The sequence below is a fragment of the Bradyrhizobium altum genome, from assembly GCF_020889705.1.
GTDB classification, from domain to species: domain Bacteria; phylum Pseudomonadota; class Alphaproteobacteria; order Rhizobiales; family Xanthobacteraceae; genus Bradyrhizobium; species Bradyrhizobium altum.
Genome location: NZ_JACMYP010000182.1, coordinates 1 through 18386 on the forward strand (window position 1 = coordinate 1; position 18386 = coordinate 18386).

The 18386-nt window shown below is 62.6% G+C and carries 19 protein-coding genes and 1 pseudogene; 7 read left to right on the forward strand and 13 right to left on the reverse strand.

Annotated features, from left to right (window positions below; translation table 11 throughout):
- Positions 1 to 211: 211 nt before the first annotated feature.
- The 6 genes from H8B02_RS32895 to H8B02_RS32920 form a co-directional block, all read right to left on the reverse strand.
- Entirely contained in the window at positions 212 to 1234 is a 1023-nt protein-coding gene (locus H8B02_RS32895) for an MBL fold metallo-hydrolase (RefSeq protein WP_229170047.1), read from the reverse strand.
- Positions 1235 to 1302: 68 nt separating this feature from the next.
- Positions 1303 to 1908, reverse strand: coding sequence for an AraC family transcriptional regulator (locus H8B02_RS48655; protein WP_229170048.1), 606 nt, complete (start codon positions 1906 to 1908; stop codon positions 1303 to 1305).
- A 440-nt stretch (positions 1909 to 2348) separates the two neighbouring features.
- Complete coding sequence (locus tag H8B02_RS32905) at positions 2349 to 2837, reverse strand: lipocalin-like domain-containing protein (protein WP_229170049.1); 489 nt, start codon at positions 2835 to 2837, stop codon at positions 2349 to 2351.
- Between the two features lie 236 nt (positions 2838 to 3073).
- Positions 3074 to 3442, reverse strand: a complete 369-nt coding sequence (locus H8B02_RS32910) for an ArsC family reductase (RefSeq protein ID WP_229170050.1) — start codon at positions 3440 to 3442, stop codon at positions 3074 to 3076.
- A gap of 261 nt (positions 3443 to 3703) precedes the next feature.
- Positions 3704 to 4213, reverse strand: coding sequence for a cytochrome P460 family protein (locus H8B02_RS32915; RefSeq protein ID WP_229170051.1), 510 nt, complete (start codon positions 4211 to 4213; stop codon positions 3704 to 3706).
- A 20-nt stretch (positions 4214 to 4233) separates the two neighbouring features.
- The gene (locus tag H8B02_RS32920) at positions 4234 to 5280 is read right to left on the reverse strand and encodes an alpha/beta fold hydrolase (RefSeq protein WP_229170052.1); all 1047 of its coding nucleotides are present in this window, start codon (positions 5278 to 5280) and stop codon (positions 4234 to 4236) included.
- Between the two features lie 164 nt (positions 5281 to 5444).
- On the opposite strand from H8B02_RS32920, the gene H8B02_RS32925 reads away from it, so the two are divergent.
- Entirely contained in the window at positions 5445 to 6998 is a 1554-nt protein-coding gene (locus H8B02_RS32925) for a winged helix-turn-helix domain-containing tetratricopeptide repeat protein (RefSeq protein ID WP_229170053.1), read from the forward strand.
- 322 nt (positions 6999 to 7320) lie between these two features.
- Entirely contained in the window at positions 7321 to 8493 is a 1173-nt protein-coding gene (locus tag H8B02_RS32930) for a M14 family metallopeptidase (RefSeq protein ID WP_229170054.1), read from the forward strand.
- 225 nt (positions 8494 to 8718) lie between these two features.
- On the opposite strand, the gene H8B02_RS32935 is transcribed toward H8B02_RS32930, so the two are convergent.
- The 4 genes and pseudogenes from H8B02_RS32935 to H8B02_RS32950 all read right to left on the reverse strand — a co-directional run bounded on the left by H8B02_RS32935 (position 8719) and on the right by H8B02_RS32950 (position 12817).
- Positions 8719 to 9360, reverse strand: a complete 642-nt coding sequence (locus tag H8B02_RS32935) for a glutathione S-transferase family protein (RefSeq protein ID WP_229170055.1) — start codon at positions 9358 to 9360, stop codon at positions 8719 to 8721.
- Positions 9361 to 9457: 97 nt separating this feature from the next.
- Positions 9458 to 9703 (reverse strand): annotated as a pseudogene (locus H8B02_RS32940) (IS5/IS1182 family transposase); the annotation flags it as partial.
- A gap of 102 nt (positions 9704 to 9805) precedes the next feature.
- Entirely contained in the window at positions 9806 to 11017 is a 1212-nt protein-coding gene (locus H8B02_RS32945; protein WP_229170056.1) for an ABC transporter substrate-binding protein, read from the reverse strand.
- Positions 11018 to 11488: 471 nt separating this feature from the next.
- A complete protein-coding gene (locus H8B02_RS32950) occupies positions 11489 to 12817 on the reverse strand; it encodes a dicarboxylate/amino acid:cation symporter (RefSeq protein WP_229170057.1) in 1329 nt (442 codons plus the stop codon).
- A gap of 142 nt (positions 12818 to 12959) precedes the next feature.
- Between H8B02_RS32950 and H8B02_RS32955 the strand changes: the two genes are divergently transcribed.
- Together H8B02_RS32955 and H8B02_RS32960 are read left to right on the forward strand one after the other, a co-directional pair.
- On the forward strand, positions 12960 to 13118 hold the full coding sequence (locus tag H8B02_RS32955; RefSeq protein WP_229170058.1) for a DUF5993 family protein: 159 nt from the start codon (positions 12960 to 12962) through the stop codon (positions 13116 to 13118).
- Positions 13119 to 13126: 8 nt separating this feature from the next.
- Positions 13127 to 13681: a disulfide bond formation protein B gene (locus H8B02_RS32960; protein ID WP_229170059.1), complete on the forward strand. Its 555-nt coding sequence runs from the start codon at positions 13127 to 13129 to the stop codon at positions 13679 to 13681.
- Here H8B02_RS32960 and H8B02_RS32965 read toward each other — a convergent pair.
- The gene (locus H8B02_RS32965) at positions 13678 to 14382 is read right to left on the reverse strand and encodes a glutathione S-transferase family protein (protein WP_229170060.1); all 705 of its coding nucleotides are present in this window, start codon (positions 14380 to 14382) and stop codon (positions 13678 to 13680) included. The two genes, H8B02_RS32960 and H8B02_RS32965, sit on opposite strands and share 4 nt — an antisense overlap.
- A 78-nt stretch (positions 14383 to 14460) precedes the next feature.
- On the opposite strand from H8B02_RS32965, the gene H8B02_RS32970 reads away from it, so the two are divergent.
- Complete coding sequence (locus H8B02_RS32970; protein ID WP_283842276.1) at positions 14461 to 15177, forward strand: SDR family NAD(P)-dependent oxidoreductase; 717 nt, start codon at positions 14461 to 14463, stop codon at positions 15175 to 15177.
- Complete coding sequence (locus H8B02_RS48205) at positions 15174 to 15341, forward strand: SDR family oxidoreductase (RefSeq protein WP_283842277.1); 168 nt, start codon at positions 15174 to 15176, stop codon at positions 15339 to 15341. Before H8B02_RS32970 ends, H8B02_RS48205 begins: the two co-directional genes overlap by 4 nt.
- Positions 15342 to 15371: 30 nt before the next feature.
- On the opposite strand, the gene H8B02_RS32975 is transcribed toward H8B02_RS48205, so the two are convergent.
- Positions 15372 to 15716: a Lin0512 family protein gene (locus H8B02_RS32975; protein ID WP_229170061.1), complete on the reverse strand. Its 345-nt coding sequence runs from the start codon at positions 15714 to 15716 to the stop codon at positions 15372 to 15374.
- A gap of 63 nt (positions 15717 to 15779) precedes the next feature.
- Positions 15780 to 17003, reverse strand: a complete 1224-nt coding sequence (locus H8B02_RS32980; protein ID WP_229170062.1) for an MFS transporter — start codon at positions 17001 to 17003, stop codon at positions 15780 to 15782.
- A 96-nt stretch (positions 17004 to 17099) separates the two neighbouring features.
- Between H8B02_RS32980 and H8B02_RS32985 the strand changes: the two genes are divergently transcribed.
- Positions 17100 to 18041, forward strand: a complete 942-nt coding sequence (locus H8B02_RS32985; protein WP_229170063.1) for a LysR family transcriptional regulator — start codon at positions 17100 to 17102, stop codon at positions 18039 to 18041.
- Positions 18042 to 18386: the final 345 nt, after the last annotated feature.

An 18386-nucleotide genomic window follows, 5' to 3' on the forward strand; every position in this document is an offset into this window, starting at 1 on the left:
TGGTCAGCCCTCCAAGAGCCGACCACCCATGAATCATTGAAAAATTGATTCGGGAATCCTATAACGCACGGCAAAATCAACAATCTGCCAAAGTAGTGCTAGGCCGTGTACTCATAAACCGTGCGCGATGTCCGCTTTGCGCCGACACCGACCGCCTTTGCGCAACTGCGGCAAATGACGCGATGGGCCAACAACGGACCTTCTTTGCCACCTAATCTGAGTATTTGCGAAGGTTCTGGTCCCATCGCTTTACAGTTATGCTGTCTCCAACTTCAAAGCGCAGCAGGTCCTCTCCAACCACTAACGGTCCCGGGTATACGGCTTTTGTCCGCGACAGGAGTTCTTCCACGGCCGTGCCGAGCAGGATGACATGTGTATAGGCTGCCAGCTTCGGTCTGACGCGGGAGAACACCTCGCCGGCCTGCTCGGGCGAGCTATGATGGTCTGCGACCGGCTTCAGCTGGGGTAACGTTGCCAGTTGCGGCGACATCGCAAAGACCTCGTGGATCAGAAGGTCCGTTCCGCCGGCGTAGTTGATGAGGTTTTCGCTGAACTTCGTATCGCCTGATAGGGTTACGGACCTTGATCCATAGTCGACGCGATAGCCGACAGAAGGCTTGATCAGGTCGCCATGATCGACGGTAAAGGCAGTGACTTTGACACCGGATTCATCGAATACGACGCGATCCGGTTGAAAATCGCGAGCTTCGATTTCGGTTGCAATGGGCGTAACGTGTTCGTCGGCTTCGCGGATGCGCGTATCGTCGGAAAAGGCCTCGGTGAGCCCTTTGGCGATCCTCGCTGCCCCGCTGGGCTCCTTGCCGTCCGACGGTCCCCACAGCCGCAGTGGCCGGCTGCGGGATCCGAATGGCCCGAACATGTAACCGGTCATCCAAAGATCGGGTAGGCCTTCCACATGATCGGAGTGGTAGTGGGTGAGAAAGACGGCATCGATGCCTTTGCCCGACGAGATGCCGAGTTGATAAAGGCGAACCGTTACTCCGCGACCAGCGTCAAACAGCAGGCTTAGGCCGCCTGCTTGAATCAGCGTCGCCGGTCCAAAGCGCGCCGCAGTAGGTTCGGGGCCGCCTGTGCCTAGCAACGTCACGACGATTTCGCCGGAGACCACGTGCTCTTCGCTTGCAGCGACACCTGGAAGGCCAAGACCGATCGAGAGGAATATCGCGACACCAACCAACAGGCTCCAGGCCATATTCCTGATGCTTCCAGCCATCGGGCCTCCCGGGGTGTGTCCAGCCTATGGCCAGCAAACCACGGCGTGCCGCCCAGCGCTTGTATATTTCAGCCATGGAGGAAAAAAATGTTATCCCAATCGCCGATGAACTGGCTGGGTCGGAGTCCAACAAGTGCATGGCATTCCCGAATGAAGTGCGCTTGATCATAGTAGCCGGCATCGTGGATAATATTCGTCCAGGGCTTCGCCGGCTGGTTGCGATGCGCCGTCAGTGCGTGATCGAACCGGGTCGTACGTGCGTACAGCTTGGGAGAAAGACCCACTTGGGCCGTGAAGCGTCGTTGAAACTGGCGCGGGCTCAGACCGGACTGCTTCACCAGCGTATCGATCCGGACATTGCCACGCGCGGTTAGCAGGCTTCGTGACGCCTCGCCAATCCGATCGTCCGGTGCGCTGCGCTCGAGCATCATGCCAAACCAGTTTTCAGCTGCAGCTATGCGTGATGCAAAATCTGTTGCCGACCGGACCGCGTCGCTTAGCAGCCCCGCGTACCTGCCGAGCACGTCGCGTGCCGCGATACCTTCGTTTATCAGGGACGTCATATCAATTCCGACAAGCCGGTGGAGAGCGGCCGGCTGAAGCAGAATGTTGAAAATATGAACTTGGCCCGAAGCGTAGATGTGAATCCGGCGCGAGCCCTGCGGTCCGACCACGACGGTCTCCGGTGCGGCCTCCAGGTGGCCGCCATCCACGCGAACACGCAGCGGATCCCCTAGGTAAATATCGATGATCTGATGAGGGCGAGCAGTGAGCGGAAATCCAGCACTTGTGCCCCTAGCATTGCGCGCCGCTCCTCGAAGGAGCGAACGATGTTGCGGAGTGCCGGATGTGGCATCGCTCGTCTGACGTCCATCGATATCTCCCATTAGGGATGACGACGCGGGGGTACGTGGCCCGTCAGAGACACTATCACGTGCTGGCTGCAAATTCGCTTTTATGTATGCAGACCGATTTCGCCTTTGGGTCAAAAGGCGACAAAGGCGGCTGACCGCGCGACTGTCCGCCTTGGGCCAACAACAGACCTGCGAATGCCCAACTGATCGAGCGGGCGGGCGCTCGTCGTCGCTCGCGAAAGCGAGTTATTCAAAGCTTTCTATTTTGATTTTTCGAACACTAGGAGGCTCCGCTGCATTCCTTTGTCCACCCAGTTGGGCATTATTCGCCAAGTTGAGGTGACGTGAAGCCTTTCACCGTCAAGCTTGAAGAAGCGTGTTTGCTCAGTGCCAACCCACTCAGGATTCCATGCAACATCGACCTTCGTGATCCACTTGTCTCCTTCGAGCCGATACATCCCAGTGTAGGCTGCCATGCTGTTCAGCAGATCGGCGCGGTCTTGGACGGTTTGTGGCGGCTTGCGTCCCTCTACAGTCAAGACGAACATTACCCGACCCTCAGCCGTGAAGATGGCGTATCCCGTTGGGGAATCTCCCATGACGGGTTCTTTCTCCCCGGTGGCCTGAATTTCGATTTCTTGGGAAATTAGTTTCCAGATGCCGACCACTTTCTCGCGGTCATCGGCAAAGCACGGCTGGGCCGCAAGAAACCATGCCACGACGAAAGCAAGAGTATGTACTTTTCGCATGATGCGCCCCCCTTCTTTACTCTGCCCTTTTTGATAGCTCTAAAGATTAGCACGGGCGAGCGCTGCATCGCAAAGCGTGAGGACCACTATGGGTCATTTTCGACGGTCTCGGCGGGGACTATTGGCAAGTTGATGTCCGCTTCTGCCCGTAAGCGCCGGTAAGCCGGGTTGGAAGCGTTGCGATTGCCCCACCCCCTGTGATTCAAACTCCCAAACCAGGGCTCGCGCAGAACGCGTCAGCCCTTCTTGCGCGTCTTCGCCGGCACTTCCTTATCATAGATTTCCGGCTTGAATCCGACGATGCGCCTCAGTCCGAGATCGAGCACCGGACGCTTGATCATCGAGGGTTGCTCGGCCATCAGCGCCAGCGCCTTGCGCTCGTTCAATCCTTCCTTGTCGGCATCGGGCAGCTTCTTGAAGGTGGTGCCGGCGCGGTTGAGCAGCGTCTCCCAGCCGACCTCGTCGCTCCACTGCTTGAGCTTGTCCTTGGCGATGCCGGCGGTCTTGTAGTCGTGGAAGTCGTAGGCGACGCCATGATCGTCGAGCCAGGCACGCGCCTTCTTCATGGTGTCGCAGTTCTTGATGCCGTAGATGGTGATGGTCAAGGCCGTTCCCCGCATGCGATTGCTGCGGGGAAACTAGCCTCACTGCAACGGCAGCGCCAGATCAGACCGCGCCGCGAGGATGTGAAGAAGGCATAGTGCTCATACTCGGTGTCGTCCCCCGGCTCGACCGGGGGACCCAGTACGCCGCGGCGTCTCCGTATCTCACAGCCGCCTCTGGAATACTGGATCGCCCGGTCGAGCCTGGCGATGACAGCGGGTTGTGACGAGAAGAAGCGGTCTCCACACCGATATTAGTGGCACTCAATGCGCGTAACGCGTGAAGACGAAATCGTGATCGCTGGCATGGGCCTCGTGGCAGGCGAAACACGTCTCGTGCTGGGCGGCATCGACCGGCTTGCCGTCGATGAAGCGGCCAAAGCCCCAGCCGCCGGTCGAGGCATATTTGGCGGAGTCCTTGACCATCACCTGGACTGTTGTCGCCGGCCCCGTGATGAACGCGCCATCGAGGCCTGCAACCGGCTTGCGTTTCCAGGCGAGCTTCACCAGCACGGTGCCGTCGGGGAAACGCGCGGCGCCGTCCTGATAGGCCTTCACGGCGGTCGCGTTGCCGAGCACGCTGCGCAGTTCGTCGAGCCCGGTCTCCTCGCCGACCGCGATCAGCTTCCAGTCGCGATAGCCGTCCGGAATTTTCACGCCGAAGATCGGCGATGCCAGCGCCGCATCGTCAGCATGTCCGACGGCAAACGGCAATGACGCGCTGATGGAGGCTGCCGCGATCGCGGCAGCTGCCCATTTCACAACCTGTCTCATGATCCGTTATCCGCGCTCGCTCAGGCCTTGCTGATGTCGATGATGGCCTGGGTGAACGCCTGCGGCGCTTCCTGCGGCAGATTGTGGCCGATGCCGCCGGTCAGGGTCCGATGCTCGTAATGTCCGGAGAACTTCCTGGCATAGGCCGCGGGCTCGGGATGCGGCGCGCCGTTGGCATCGCCTTCCATCGTGATGGTCGGGATCGCGATGACAGGCGCCTGGGCCAGCGTCTTCTCGAAGGCATCGTACTTCGCCTCGCCCTCGGCGAGACCAAGCCGCCAGCGGTAATTGTGGATCACGATATCGACATGGTCGGGATTCTCGAACGCCGTGGCGCTGCGGTCGTAGGTAGCGTCGTCGAACTTCCACTGCGGCGAGGCGAGCTGCCAGATCAGCTTGGCAAAATCGTGCCGGTTCTTGGCATAGCCCTCGCGGCCGCGCTCGGTCGCGAAATAAAACTGGTACCACCATTGCAGTTCGGCCTTCGGCGGCAGCGGCATCTTGCCGGCCGCCTGGCTGCCGATCAGATAGCCGCTGACCGACACCATCGCCTTGCAGCGCTCGGGCCAGAGCACCGCCATGATGTTGGCGGTGCGCGCACCCCAGTCGTAGCCGCCGAGCACGGCCTTCTCGATCTTCAGGGCGTCCATCAGCGCGATGATGTCGGCGGCGACCGCAACCGGCTGGCCGCTGCGCATCGTGTCGCTGGCGAGGAAGCGCGTGGTGCCGTAGCCGCGCAGATGCGGCACGATCACGCGATAGCCGGCCTCGGCCAGCGCCGGCGCGACGTCGGCATAGCTGTGGATATCGTACGGCCAGCCGTGCAGCAGGATGACTGCGGGACCGGACGCCGGGCCCATTTCGACATAGCCGGTATCGAGCACACCGGCATTGATCTGCTTGACCGGACCGATCGTGGTGTGGCTACCGGCCTTGATCGCGGGCAGCGCCGGCTTGGACTGGGCTTGGGCCTGGGCCGATCCGATGAAGCCGAGCCTGGAAACGGCGAGGATCCCGCCGGCGATGCCAAGGAAGCGGCGGCGTTGCTGATTGATGGATTGCGACATGGCGATCTCCTTAAGTCTGGTGTCGGGATTGAATATTGCAGAGACCGACCCCGGCCGCTTTCAGAGGACGTGGATTTGTCCTTCAGACCGTCGTGATTTTGGCCCCACGCCGCCTGTGCTAGGTTCCGCCCCGGATTCAGCCGCCGTCCGCCGGACTCTTCGATTTGACCTACCATTTCAACGACTTGACCCTCGACTCCGAGCGCCGGGAGCTGCGCCGCGGCGATGCCCTGGTGGCAGTCGAGCCGCAGGTCTTCGATCTGCTCGAGTTCCTGATCCGCGCCCGCGACCGCGTCGTCAGCCGCGACGAGGTGCTGGCGGCGGTCTGGCACGGGCGGATCGTCTCGGAAGCGACGCTGAGCAGCCGGGTCAATGCGGCGCGGACCGCAATCGGCGACAATGGCGAGGAGCAGCGGCTGATCCGCACCCTGCCCCGCAAGGGCCTTCGCTTCGTCGGCGATGTCAGGGAGCACAGCGCGGCCGATCATTCGGTTGCGGACAAGGCCGCCCCGCCGCGGCCGAGCGAGGGTCCGTCGATCGCGGTGCTGCCCTTCACCAATATGAGCGGCGACCCCGAACAGGATTATTTCGCCGACGGCATCGCCGAGGACATCACCACCGCGCTGGCGCGTTGCAGCCGCCTCACCGTGATCGCGCGCAACTCCGCCTTCACCTACAAGGGCAAGGCGGTCGATATCCGCCAGGTCGGGCGCGATCTCGGCGTCGGCTATGTGCTCGAGGGCAGCGTCCGCCGCGGCGGCGATCGCCTGCGCATCACCGGCCAGTTGATCGACGCCGTCTCCGGCGCGCATCTGTGGGCCGACCGCTTCGATGGCGCGGCAACTGATGTGTTCGACCTGCAGGACCGCATCACCGAGAACGTGGTCGGCGCGATCGAGCCGACCATGCTGGTCGCGGAAGCCGAGCGGGTGCGGGCAGCGCCGCCCGGCAAGCTCGACGCCTACGACCTGCTGCTGCGCGCCTACAGTCTGAGGTACGAATTCACGCCCGAGAGCATGGTCGCTGCGCTCGACTGCCTCGACCAGGCACTGGCGCTCGATCCTGCCTACGCGCCCGCGCTGGCAGCCTCCGCGTATTGTCATGCGATGCGCCATGTCCAGGGCTGGCTGAAGCCGAACGATGCCTACCGGGAGCGCGCGGTGGCGCAGGCCTGGCGCGCGGTCGAGCTTGCCCCGGGTGACCCGCAGGTGTTGTGGATGGCGGCGTTCTCGATCTGGAATATGGCCGACGAGATCGAACCCGTGCGCGAACTGTTCGAGCGTTCGCTTGCGATCAACCCGAACTCGGCGATGGCGCTGGTCCTCGGCGGCTGGATCGAGGCGGTGCGCGGCAACCAGAAGGCCGGCCGCGCCATGATCGAGCGCGCGCAGCGACTCAATCCGCGCGACCCGCGCGGCTGGTTCGCCGCCACAGCGCTCGCGATCTGCGCGGTGCTCGACCAGAATTTCACGGAAGCAGTGACGTGGGCCGACAAGGCGCTGGCGCAGAATCGCCGCTTCGCAGTCGCGCTGCGCGTGCTGATCGTGGCGCTGGTCAAGACCAGCGAGAACGCGCGCGCGACCCAGATCGCGCGCGAATTGCTCAAGGTCGACCCGGAGTTTTCGATTTCCGGATTCCTGTCGCGGATTCCGTTTCCGGTGGAAGCGATGTCCACGACCTATCGTGAAACCCTCAAGGCGGCCGGCGTCCCGGACTGACGCCGCTCTGAGGACGCGACGATCATTCACTCGTGGTGCGCCGGGCGGCTTTTTGGCAGCATCGGCCTGATGGCAGTCCATTCCTCGTCTTAGAGTTCGCAGCGTATGATTCGGCCCGCTTCGATCAAAGATTGGAATCATGGCTCGGCAGTCAGGCTCAATGAGCCCGTGCCGACGGGAGCGGTCGCGATGTGTCCGGAAGCGGACGCATTATACTCACCTTGAGTTTTGTCGAGTTTGACCCGGAGCCGACTTCTGGTTGAATTTTGTGATAGTCTGTGTGCGGCTCGGGGTAACGACCTAACGCGAAAGGGTCTCCGCGATGTCTAACAATCAGGGACCGGACAGCCTTAATCGCCGCCACTTCTTGGTCACCGCAATCGGTGCCTCAGCTGCGCTCGCGGCCAGCTCTGACCCCCCGAGTACGCGGGCAGCGACTGCATCACGAGGAACCGCTTTTACCGGAGACACGATAGACGGAAAGAAGGTCGTCAGCGCGCTCGACGTCAATGACTTGGAGCCCGGCAAGAAGCACCTTTTGTATTTTCAGGGCGTTGAGATGCCAACCGGACAGCACTGGTATGTGTCTGTGACGGTCGCCAAGGGAGCAAAGCCGGGCAAGCGCGGCGTCCTGACCAGTGGCGTCCATGGGGACGAGGTGAGTTCTGTGCATACGGTCCAGACCGTGATGAGCCAACTCGACCCGGCGCAGATGTCGGGCACGATGATGGCGGTCACGGACGTGTCCCGCCCGGCCTTGGAAAGCATGCAGCGCAGATGGCCCAACCAGAGCAGAGGCAGCGATCTGATTGATATCAATCGGGAGTGGCCCGGGAACGAGAACGGCGCCACCGCACCCAGCCGACACGCTGGGCTTCTGTTCAACCGGCTGCTTCGGCCAAACGCCGACTTCGCGATCGACTTCCACACAGGGACAACCGGATTCGAAGCCACCGCATTCAATGTTGGCGGCATGGATGTGCCCGAGGTCAAGGCGATGGTGGAGCTCTATCCCGTCGGTCAGATCTTCAACAATCATGTATATCCCGGTGTCCTGCACAACGCGTTTATGGACGTGGGCATCCCGTCCTTCACACCGGAAATCGGCGCTGCGCGCAGCCTGGACCTCGAGATGATCTCGCTCTTCGTGGAAGGCACAATGAACGTCCTCAAGCATCACGGCATCGTTGCCGGGCCAATGGGACGTACAGGCAAGGACGTGACTGTCTTTGTCGGCAACAGCGCGCACCCGATCCTGGCCACCGCGGGCGGTCTCGTTGAGCATCTGGTCAGACTCAACGACAAGGTCACAACCGGACAGAAGGTTGCCATCCAGCGCGATAGCTTCGGTGAGGTGGTTGCGGAGTATACAAGCGACGTGACCGGAGAGATAACGGGCCAGCGCAGCGATGCAATGTCCGAGCCGGGCAATCCCTTGGTATTCATCCTTTTCAACAAGCCAGGGCCAGAGGAGGTCCAGATCTATCCCGAGTAGTTGCCGCATCGACCTCAAGGCCGGTGACGCGATTTGTCACCGTGGCCGTTCACGAGGCTCACTCATCCTTGGTGAATGTCTCTCACTGGCCCTTCGGCGATCTCGGGAGATGTCGGCTTATCCGCCGCTGTTGCGGTTAAGCGGACATCAGGCGCCGGCCGCTCAATGAGTACACGGCTTACGCAGAACTACTCCAGGCGCTTGGCCGCTCCGATGAAGCGAGCACTACAATCCCGGCGATCTCGCCGCCCAACCCTTGGTGGCCTGGCAGCTTTCCATTGCTCGCGCGTAGGCAGGGCGTGCCGTCGTGCGGGCGAGATAGTCCCGCTCGGTCAAACCGGGGACGTAGTTGCCGGTTCGCATGCCGAGCAGGAGGGCGTAGCTCACCGAGATATCGGCAGCAGTGAATCGGTCGCCGGCGAGATAGGGGCAATCCGCGAGGCGACGGATAACCAACCCCAGCCGGCTCTCAAAGGTCTCGCGTGCCCAGCAGGTAACCCGGGCATCTCGCTCGGCTGCGGGCGCCAGTTGGCGACCGACAATGACGGCGTTCATTGGCCCGGCGAGCCCGGCCTCGCCCAAGTGGAGAAATTGCAGATAGGAAGCGAAGGCGGGATCATCAGGGGCGACGGCAAGCGAACCTGAACCGCGGCGGGCGAGCAGGTACTCAAGAATCGCGATCGATTCGACCATGATCGTCTCGCCGTCCTGCAGTGCGGGAATGAATCCGGCGGGGTTGATCGCGAGGAAATCGCGATCAACCCCGCCAGCGAGCAGATCGACCGGGCGCAGCCGATAAGCCAATCCCAATTCCTCGAGCAGCCAAACAACACGGAAGCCGCGACCTTCGCCATAGACGGTGAGCATAGTTGAGCATTCCTGGATTGGGCTGAATGTACTTGGGCGTGTACTCATTATAGCGCAGCCATAGTCTAATTGCCGCGAGTTGAACGAAGGCAAGCTAGTTGGCGGCAAGCCTATCGTAGAGCGCCGCCATTCGACGACATTGTTTGATCCTGTTGAAGAATCGCTCGACCTGATTGCGAGCGCGTTAGAGATAAGGGCTGAAGCGGATCGGATCGTTGCGATTGCGTTTCGGCGGGATGTTGGCTCACGCGCCTTTCTTCATGGCAAGCATTCTGATCCGGTCGGCGTCGTCACCACGGTCCGCAAGCAGCCTTGCCCCGGATTCCAGACGAAACAGCACGCGGACGATGGAGGGTCGATCATCGGGACAGCGGCATCGTGCGGCGGCAAGTGCATCTATGATACGGCTCCAGACGCTGGCTCGTCGCAGCAGAGGCGCCGGTGATTAGCCTTTCACTAGTGGACACCCGCCATCTTTCAACGGTCGGAAGGCTTCTGCTGCCGGGATGGTGGCGCGCAGTTTGTAGAAGTCGCCGAAGTATCTCGATTCGGCGGGCGTTTTTACCTCAAAGAGATACATATCGTGGATTTTGCGTCCGTCCGCCCGAATGATTCCTTTGCCGTAAAGGCGGTCGTCAGTCGGAATCTCCTTCATTTTGGCGGCGACGGCGCGGCCATCCGCGTCAGATTTTACCGCTTCGACTGTCTTGAGATAGTGGGTCACGGCCGAATAGACACCCGCCTGAGCCGAAGTGGGGACCTTGCCCGGGCGCTCAACCTGCCAGCGTTTCGTCCAGATACGGTTGTTGTCGTTCATGTCCCAATACCAGGCCTCGGTTAAAACGACGCCCTGCGTTGTCGGCAGACCAAGCGCGGCGATGTCGCTCACCCACAACAGGAGACCTGCGATATTCTGCCCTCCTTTGACAACTCCAAACTCGGCAGCCTGCTTGATAGCATTTGTAGCGTCGCCGCCAGCGTTAGCGAGACCGATCACCTTGGCCTTGGAGGCTTGTGCCTGGAGCAGAAATGACGAAAAATCACTGGTGTTGATCGGCACCCGGACCTTGCCCAGTACTTTCCCGCCATTGGCTTCAACGACCGCCCCTGCGTCACGTTCAAGAGCATACCCAAACGCATAGTCGGCGGTGACGAAGAACCAAGTATCGCCACCCGTCTGTACCGTCGCCTTGCCGGTACTATTGGCGAGCGCCCAGGTATCGTAGACCCAATGAATAGTATTGGTGTTGCACTTCGGACCGGTGAGGTCCGACGTCGCCGCGCCCGTCACCAGGAACAGCTTGTTCTTTTGGCGGGCGATCTCACTCACTGCCAGTGAAACGCCGGAATTCATGCCGTCAACGATCACATCAACTTTTTCGACATCGAACCACCTGTTGGCAATGCTGGCGCCAACGTCAGGTTTGTTTTGCATGTCGGCGCTGACGATTTCGACTTTCATCCCCTTGGCGGCTGCACCAAAATCTTCGACCGCGAGCTTTGCGGCTACGACCGCGCCAGGACCGCCGATGTCCGAATAAATGCTCGACATATCGGTCAATACGCCGATCTTGACGATGTCATCGGTATATTGCGCGCCGGCCGAATTGTTCACGAGAGCGGCCGCAACCATTATCACACTGAAAATCGTTTTCATGTGCTACCCGCAACCACGCCGACATGCACGCTATCAGATTTTTCCGATCTGAGCGAGCGCCACCAAACCGTGGAGTGATTTGCTGCGGTTGCACAAAAGGGGGCGGTATCGAAGCGAAGCGGACGTTGACGAAGATTGATGAGTACGCGCCCCAACTCGCAGACGTAAGCCAGTCGCCCAATAGGCTATCGATGGCGCATAGTGCGCTCAAGGCTTGGCGGATATTGGTCGTCCGACAGTGCAGGCCCTTCCCACTTTAGGGGTTCACGACCTCAGCTGCGGCGGCGAACAAGGCACGTTCCCACCCCGCCTGCGACTGATGCGTCAGTTGCAGAAGCTTGCGCAATTCCTGAATTGCCCGACGTGTCAAGTTGCTTGGTCGAACGCCGGCCGTCGCCGGCTACTTTGCATGGGGTTGTTTTCGATATTTTGGCAGCGCCCCCTGCGACGGCCCCATGACTTCATGTTGCTCTAGCCGGAGCCGCCCGGCTCCAGTGCCTCGCCGAGCTCGAGCGGATGCGCCATCGTCTCGTGCAGCGCGTCCTTGTCGAGCTCACCCTCGGAGAGGCTGATCACGACGCAGGCGACGCCGTTGCCGATCAGGTTGGTGAGCGCGCGGCACTCGCTCATGAACTTGTCGATGCCGACCAGGATCGCGATCGACTGGATCGGGATGTCAGGTACGATCGACAGCGTCGCCGCAAGCGTGATGAAGCCGGCGCCGGTGACGCCGGAGGCGCCCTTCGAGGTGATCATGGCGATGCCGAGAATGCCGAGCTCCTGCCAGATCGTCAGATGGGTGTTGGTGGCCTGCGCCAGGAACAGCGTCGCCAGCGTCATGTAGATGTTGGTGCCGTCGAGATTGAAGCTGTAGCCGGTCGGCACCACGAGGCCGACCACCGAGCGCGAGGCGCCGAGATGCTCCATCTTCTGGATCATCTGCGGCAGCACGGTCTCCGACGACGAGGTGCCCAGCACGATCAGCAGCTCGTCCTTGATATAGGCGATGAAGCGGATAATGGAAAAACCCGCCAGCCGCGCGATCGCACCCAGCACGATCAGCACGAACAGGATGCTGGTGAGATAGAAGGTGGCGATCAGCGCCGCCAGATTGACCAGCGATCCGAGGCCGTAGGCGCCGACCGTGAAGGCCATCGCGCCGAACGCGCCGAGCGGCGCGACGCGGACGATCATGCGGATGATGCCGAAGAACATCTTCGACGCCTTGTCGATCGCCTCGGCGATCGGCTCGCCGGGCTTGCCCATCAGGGCAATGGCAAACCCCGAGAGGATCGAGATCAGCAGCACCTGCAGCAGGTCGCCGCGCGCCAGCGCGCCGAAGAAGCTGTCGGGGATGATCGCCATCAAATGGGCGACGATGCCCTGCTCCTTCGCCTGCGTCACGTAAGTGGAGACCGATTTCGGATCGATCGTGGCGGGGTCGATGTTGAAGCCGCGACCGGGCTGCAGCAGTTCGCCGATCAGGAGGCCAACCGCGAGCGCAACCGTCGACACCGCCTCGAAATAGATCAGCGCCTTCAGCCCGACCCGGCCGACGCGCTTGAGGTCGCCCATCGAGGAGATGCCGTGCACCACGGTGCAGAAGATCACCGGCGCGATCATCATCTTGATCAGCGCGATGAAGCCGTCGCCGAGCGGCTTCAACTCCTTGCCGAGGCCGGGATAGAAGTAGCCGATCAAAACGCCCGCGAAAATCGCGATCAACACCTGGACGTAGAGGATCTTGTACCAGGGCTGATGCTTGTGATGGACGGCGGGCTTGATCGCGTCTGTGGTCATGAGGTGCCCCGGGCTGGAAATGAACTCAACTGGTGATGCCATCTTGGCGGAGCCGCGCGCAAGCGACAATGCCCATTCGCGCCCACCGCGAGCGCACACGAATCTGTCATAGACTACGGCCGGTTCGCATCCGGAGGCCGAGATGGAATTCACCGCACTGTTTCTCGCCATCGCCATTGCCATGCTGGCGGCCTGGCGTGGCCCGCGTCAGGTCGCGATCGGATTGTTCGCGCTGATCCTGGTCGCCTGCGTCGCGACCTTCCTCCACCACGCCACCGACCGTCTCACCCTGTCGTTCTGAGGCAAGCCATGACCGACACGCAGGCCGTGACCCTGAATGCCGTTGCGCTCTATGGCCTCGCGCTGTTGCTGGCCGCAGCTTTTGCGGCGCAGCTGCTGCTGCACGAGCTACCCTGCCCGCTGTGTTTGTTGCAGCGCATCCTTTTTGCTCTGCTGGCGATCGGACCGATCCTGAACATCCGCTTCGGACCGCGGCCGAGCCATTATGCCTTGTCGCTGCTGACGGCCGTGCTCGGCGCCTCGGTCTCGACCCGGCAGGTCCTGCTGCACATCCTCCCCGGCGACGCCGGCTATGGGTCGGCGCTGCTCGGCTATCATTATTATACGTGGGCGCTGATCGGATTCATCGCCGCGATCGTCCTGCTCGCCGCCATACTGCTGTTCGACCGCCAGTTCGACCACCGCGCGGCGCCGGGCACTTCGCCCGGCAAATTTGCACAAGGTGCGGTGTGGCTGGTGGTCGGGCTGACGGCGCTGAATGTGCTGTCCACCCTGCTCGAATGCGGCTTTGCCGCCTGCGCCGACAATCCGATCGTCTATGAGTTGCTGAAGCAGGCGAGTTAGGGCCGCTTCGGAATATTCAACCCGCGCTCCACAGCCGGCCGCTTGAGACCGCGCTCCAGCCAGGCAGCGACGTCCTTGAACCGGTCGAATTCGACGAGCTCGCGCGCGCCGTAGAAGCCGACTAGATTGCGCACCCAGCCGAGCATCGAGATGTCGGCGATGCTGTATTCGTCGTCCATGAACCATTGCCGCCCGGCGAGATGCGTTTCCATCACACCGAGCAGGCGTGTGGATTCGGCGACATAGCGCTGCAGCGGCCGCTTGTCCTCATAATCCTTGCCGGCGAATTTGTGGAAGAACCCGACCTGGCCGAACATCGGTCCGATGCCGCCCATCTGGAAATGCACCCACTGGATCGCCTGGTAGCGGCGCGCGGCATCCGCCGGCAACAGCTTGCCGGTCTTCTCGGCGAGATATTGCAGGATCGCGCCGGACTCGAACAACGGCAGCGGCTTGCCGCCGGGACCGTTGGGATCGAGGATCGCCGGGATCTTGCCGTTCGGGTTCAGCGACAGGAACTCCGAGGTTTTCTGGTCGTCCTTGTTGAAGTCGACGAGATGGACCTCATAGGGCAGCCCGATCTCCTCGAGCATGATCGAGACCTTCACGCCGTTCGGCGTCGGCAGCGAATAGAGCTGCAGGCGGTCCGGATGCTGGGCGGGCCAGCGTTTTGTGATGGGAAAGGCTGACAGATCGGTCATGTCGACATTCTTTGCACGGTTGTTGTTGGGTGGCTAATGTACGGAGCTCATTGAAAGCCGCAAGGTCTGCAACCGACCATGAACGATCAACAGACAGACGCAGGAACAGACGCAACGCTCGGCCTTTCCGACGACGAGCTCGCAACACATCCGACGGTGTTTGCGGCAGACGCGTTGGCTGGTCAGGTGGTCGTCGTATCCGGCGGCGCCGGCGGCATCGGCCGCGCCATCGCATGGCTGTTCGCCCGGCTCGGCGCGCATGTCGTGATCGTGGGACGCAGTGCCGACAAGCTCGATGCGCTGGTCGATCGTCTCGGGCATCGCGGCCTGAAAGCGTCTGCGCATCTCGCAGATATCAGGGATCCGGACGCGGTCAGCGCGATGTTCGACGCGCTGTGGACCGAGCATGGCCACGTCGACCATCTCGTCAACAGCGCCGGCGGCCAATTCCCGCAAGCCGCGATCGATTTCTCGATCAAGGGCTGGAACGCGGTCATCAACACCAACCTCAACGGCACCTGGTACATGATGCAGGCCGCCGCGCAGCGCTGGCGCGACCGCAGACATCCCGGCAGCATCGTCAATATCGTCGTGGTCACGACGCACGGCCTCTACGGCATCGCACACACGATCGCGGCGCGCTCGGGCGTGATCGGCCTGTCGCGCGCGCTCGCGGTCGAATGGGCGCCGCTGAACATTCGCATCAATTGCATCGCGCCCGGCGCGATCGAGACCGAGGGCTGGAACGTCTACAGCGAGGCGGCGCGCGCGCCTATCCACGCTCCAACCCGATGATGCGTCCGGGCACGCCATGGGACATCGCGGAGGCCGCCGTCTATCTCGCCGCGCCCTCCGGCAAGTTCATCACCGGCGAGACGCTGACCGTCGACGGCGGCGGGCAGCATTGGGGCGAGACCTGGACCACCGGCAAGCCCGACTACTTCAAGGGCGACGAATAACGCACGCATACGCCGCCCGCGCTCCCTCGACTACTTCCCGTCGTCGAAGCTGACGATGACGGCGGCGTTCGCGATCAGGATCGGGTCGTTGCCCAGATCGGACGGAATCTCGAGCCCGCCCGCGATCGCCTTCACGGTCTTGGTGCCGTAGGGCAATTCCCTGGCGACGGCGTCGGTATCGACCGCTTCGGGATTCGGCACGGCGATGGTGACGTCGACGAACATGTCGTTGGCGGTCTTGCCGAGCATGCGGAAGAAGCCGAGGCTGGAATGGCGGATCGCATCCGAAACCGCACGCTTGGCGGCCTTGGTAGCGTCGCGGCCGTGGACGTCGACGCCCATGCCCATTTCGGTGATACAGCGCACGCGTGTCATGAAGCTTTCCTGTTGTCGTTGGCGTGAAAGACCTTCACTCCTTCGCCCTCCGCGCGCGCAGCGTCAAGCCGGGTCCCTCGCCTCGCTGACGCCGTTGTGATCGCCGCGCGCCAGCATCCATGCCGCAAGGCCGGCGAGGATCGCCGCCGCAACCACCATGACGCAGGCCGCGCTCCAGCCCCATGCCGAGACGATAGCGCCGACCGCGATCGGTCCGGTCACCTGGCCGAAATTGCTGCCCGTCATCAAGAGGCCCATCATGATCGGCACCATCGCCGCCGAACGCGCCGCCGCGGGTGCGGTCGCGAGCAACGTCGCCGGGATCAGGCCGCCGGTTGCGGAGAACAGCAGGCACAGAATGAATGCGCCCCACCCGCCGAGCACCGGCAGGAAGATGCCGAGCGCGGACGCGCCCATCACGACGGCCGCAACTGCAATCAACCCAGTCCGGCTCACCCCGCGCGTGAGCAGATTGCCGGCGGCGAGATTACCGACGATGTTGGCCGCCGCCGCCAGCGCACTGAGCCCGCCGGCGCTCTGGCTGGAGACGCCGAGCCGCTCGGTCAAAAGGATCGGCAGGAAGCTGAACACCGCAAAGAACATGAGGCTGTAGAGCCCAAACAGCACCATCAGAAGCGCCGGGGTGCGGCGCCGCGCCAGCACGGTCGCCTCTTGCAACAAGCCGCTGCGCGCCGGGCCGCTCTGCAATGCCACTTCAGGCACGATGACGCTGGCAAGGACGAACAGCAGGGCGGCAAAAGCGGCACTCGCCCACCAGATTGCGCGCCAGCCGTCGAACATCGGTCCCGCGACCAGCGCCAGCGCGATCCCGAACGGGATCACGCAACTCCACACCGCCATGGTGACGTCGCGCGCACCGACATCGACCACGCGATTGAGCAGTGCAGGAGCAGAAACCATCACCAGCAGGAAGCCGAGCCCTTCCAGCAGGCGCGATCCCAGCAACATCGGAAGCTGCGGCGCCAGCGCGCCCGAAGCCGCACCGAGCGTGATGGCCGAAAGCCCGCACAGCAGCACCCTGCGCGCGCCGACCGCGGCGATCACCACGCCCGCCGGAACGCTGCCGACCAGCCCCAGCACCGCAAAGATGCCGGCGATCGTTCCGACCGCAGCGAGGTCGATGCCAAGGCTTTGTTGCAGCATCGTCGCGGCAATCGGCACCTTCCCGACCTGGAGCGCGGCGCCGATCCCGCAACCGGTCACGACGGCGACCGTCGCCCATCGCTTCGCCTCGCTCTGCTGCACCACGGTCGTCTCGATCGTCATGCGTCCACCCGTCCAGTTCAAGCCACCACAGATAGCGTTTCCGGATCATCGACAGGAGTGATATGTTTTGCATCCAGTTGATCGATTTCATAGATCATGCTCGATAACCTCACGCTCGATCAGATCCGGGTCTTCGTCACCATCGCCGAGAGCGGCAGCTTTCGCGCGGCCGCGACGAAGCTCGCGCGGGTGCAGTCCGCGGTCAGCCATGCCATCGCCAACCTCGAGGCAGAGCTCGGTCTCATGCTGTTCGACCGCTCCGGCCATCGACCGGCGCTGACGGCCGAAGGCAAGGCGCTGCTCGGCAACGCCCGCGACCTGCTGCTCCGCGTCGATGCGATGCGGGCGCGCGCGCACGGCCTTGGTGACGGGGTGGAGCCGGAACTCTCGCTGGTGGTCGACACGCTGTTTCCGATTGCCGCAGTCGGCGCGGCGCTCACGGAAATGCGGGCGGCTTATCCATCCGTGAGCGTGCGGCTCGCGGTCGAACCGATGGGCGGGCCGATCGCCGCCCTGACCGAACGCCGCAGCGCGCTCGCCGTCACCGTTGGCGAGGATTTTCGCGATCCCCGCCTCGCGCTCGACGCGATCTGCGCCGTGCAGATCGTCGCCGTCGCCTCCGCAAGCCATCCACTCGCGCGCCGCGGCCGCAAGAGCGTCGCCGACCTTGCCGATCATCTGCAGATCGTGCTGTCGGATCCGACGCCGCTGTCGGAAGGCCGCAGCTTTGGCGTGCTCTCGCCGCAGATTTGCAGGGTGAGCAATCAGGACACCAAGCATGCCATGATCCTGGCCGGACTCGGCTGGGGCCGTCTGCCGCTCTGGCAGGTCGCGCGCGACCTCAGGGATCGCCGCCTGGTGCGGGTCGAAACCGGCGCACTCGGCCGCAACGCGGCGCTCGCGATGGAGGCCTATCTCGCCCATCGGCTCGACGAACCACTCGGCCCGGGCGCGCGTGCATTCGCGGATGCGCTGACGCGGATCGCCGCGCAAGGGAGCGCGCCGGCGAACAAGACGAAGGGACGCAAGCAGCGCTGAAGTTCTCTCGGCGCGATCATTTCCCTTGTTGACATCGACCATGACGAGGCGTATGTCCCGCAACCTTCGCGAGCGCTGTCGCTCGCGATCAAACATGAGCACGATGATGCAATACGGATTTGAAAAGTTCCGCAGACTGTCGAACGGCCTTCGGCCGGTCGATAGCGTGTGCCCGGCTCATGGGAGCGATCTCGCGTAATGCGAGGTCGACAGTCCGCCTTAAACGGACCCTCCCGAGCCAACCGCTCCGGAGGGTTTTTTGTTGTCCGAAGCACAGCTCGATCCAATTGCCCGGCGCAAGCCGGAACGGGAGACCCGGATCCCGGGGCACGCGCGGAAACGCGC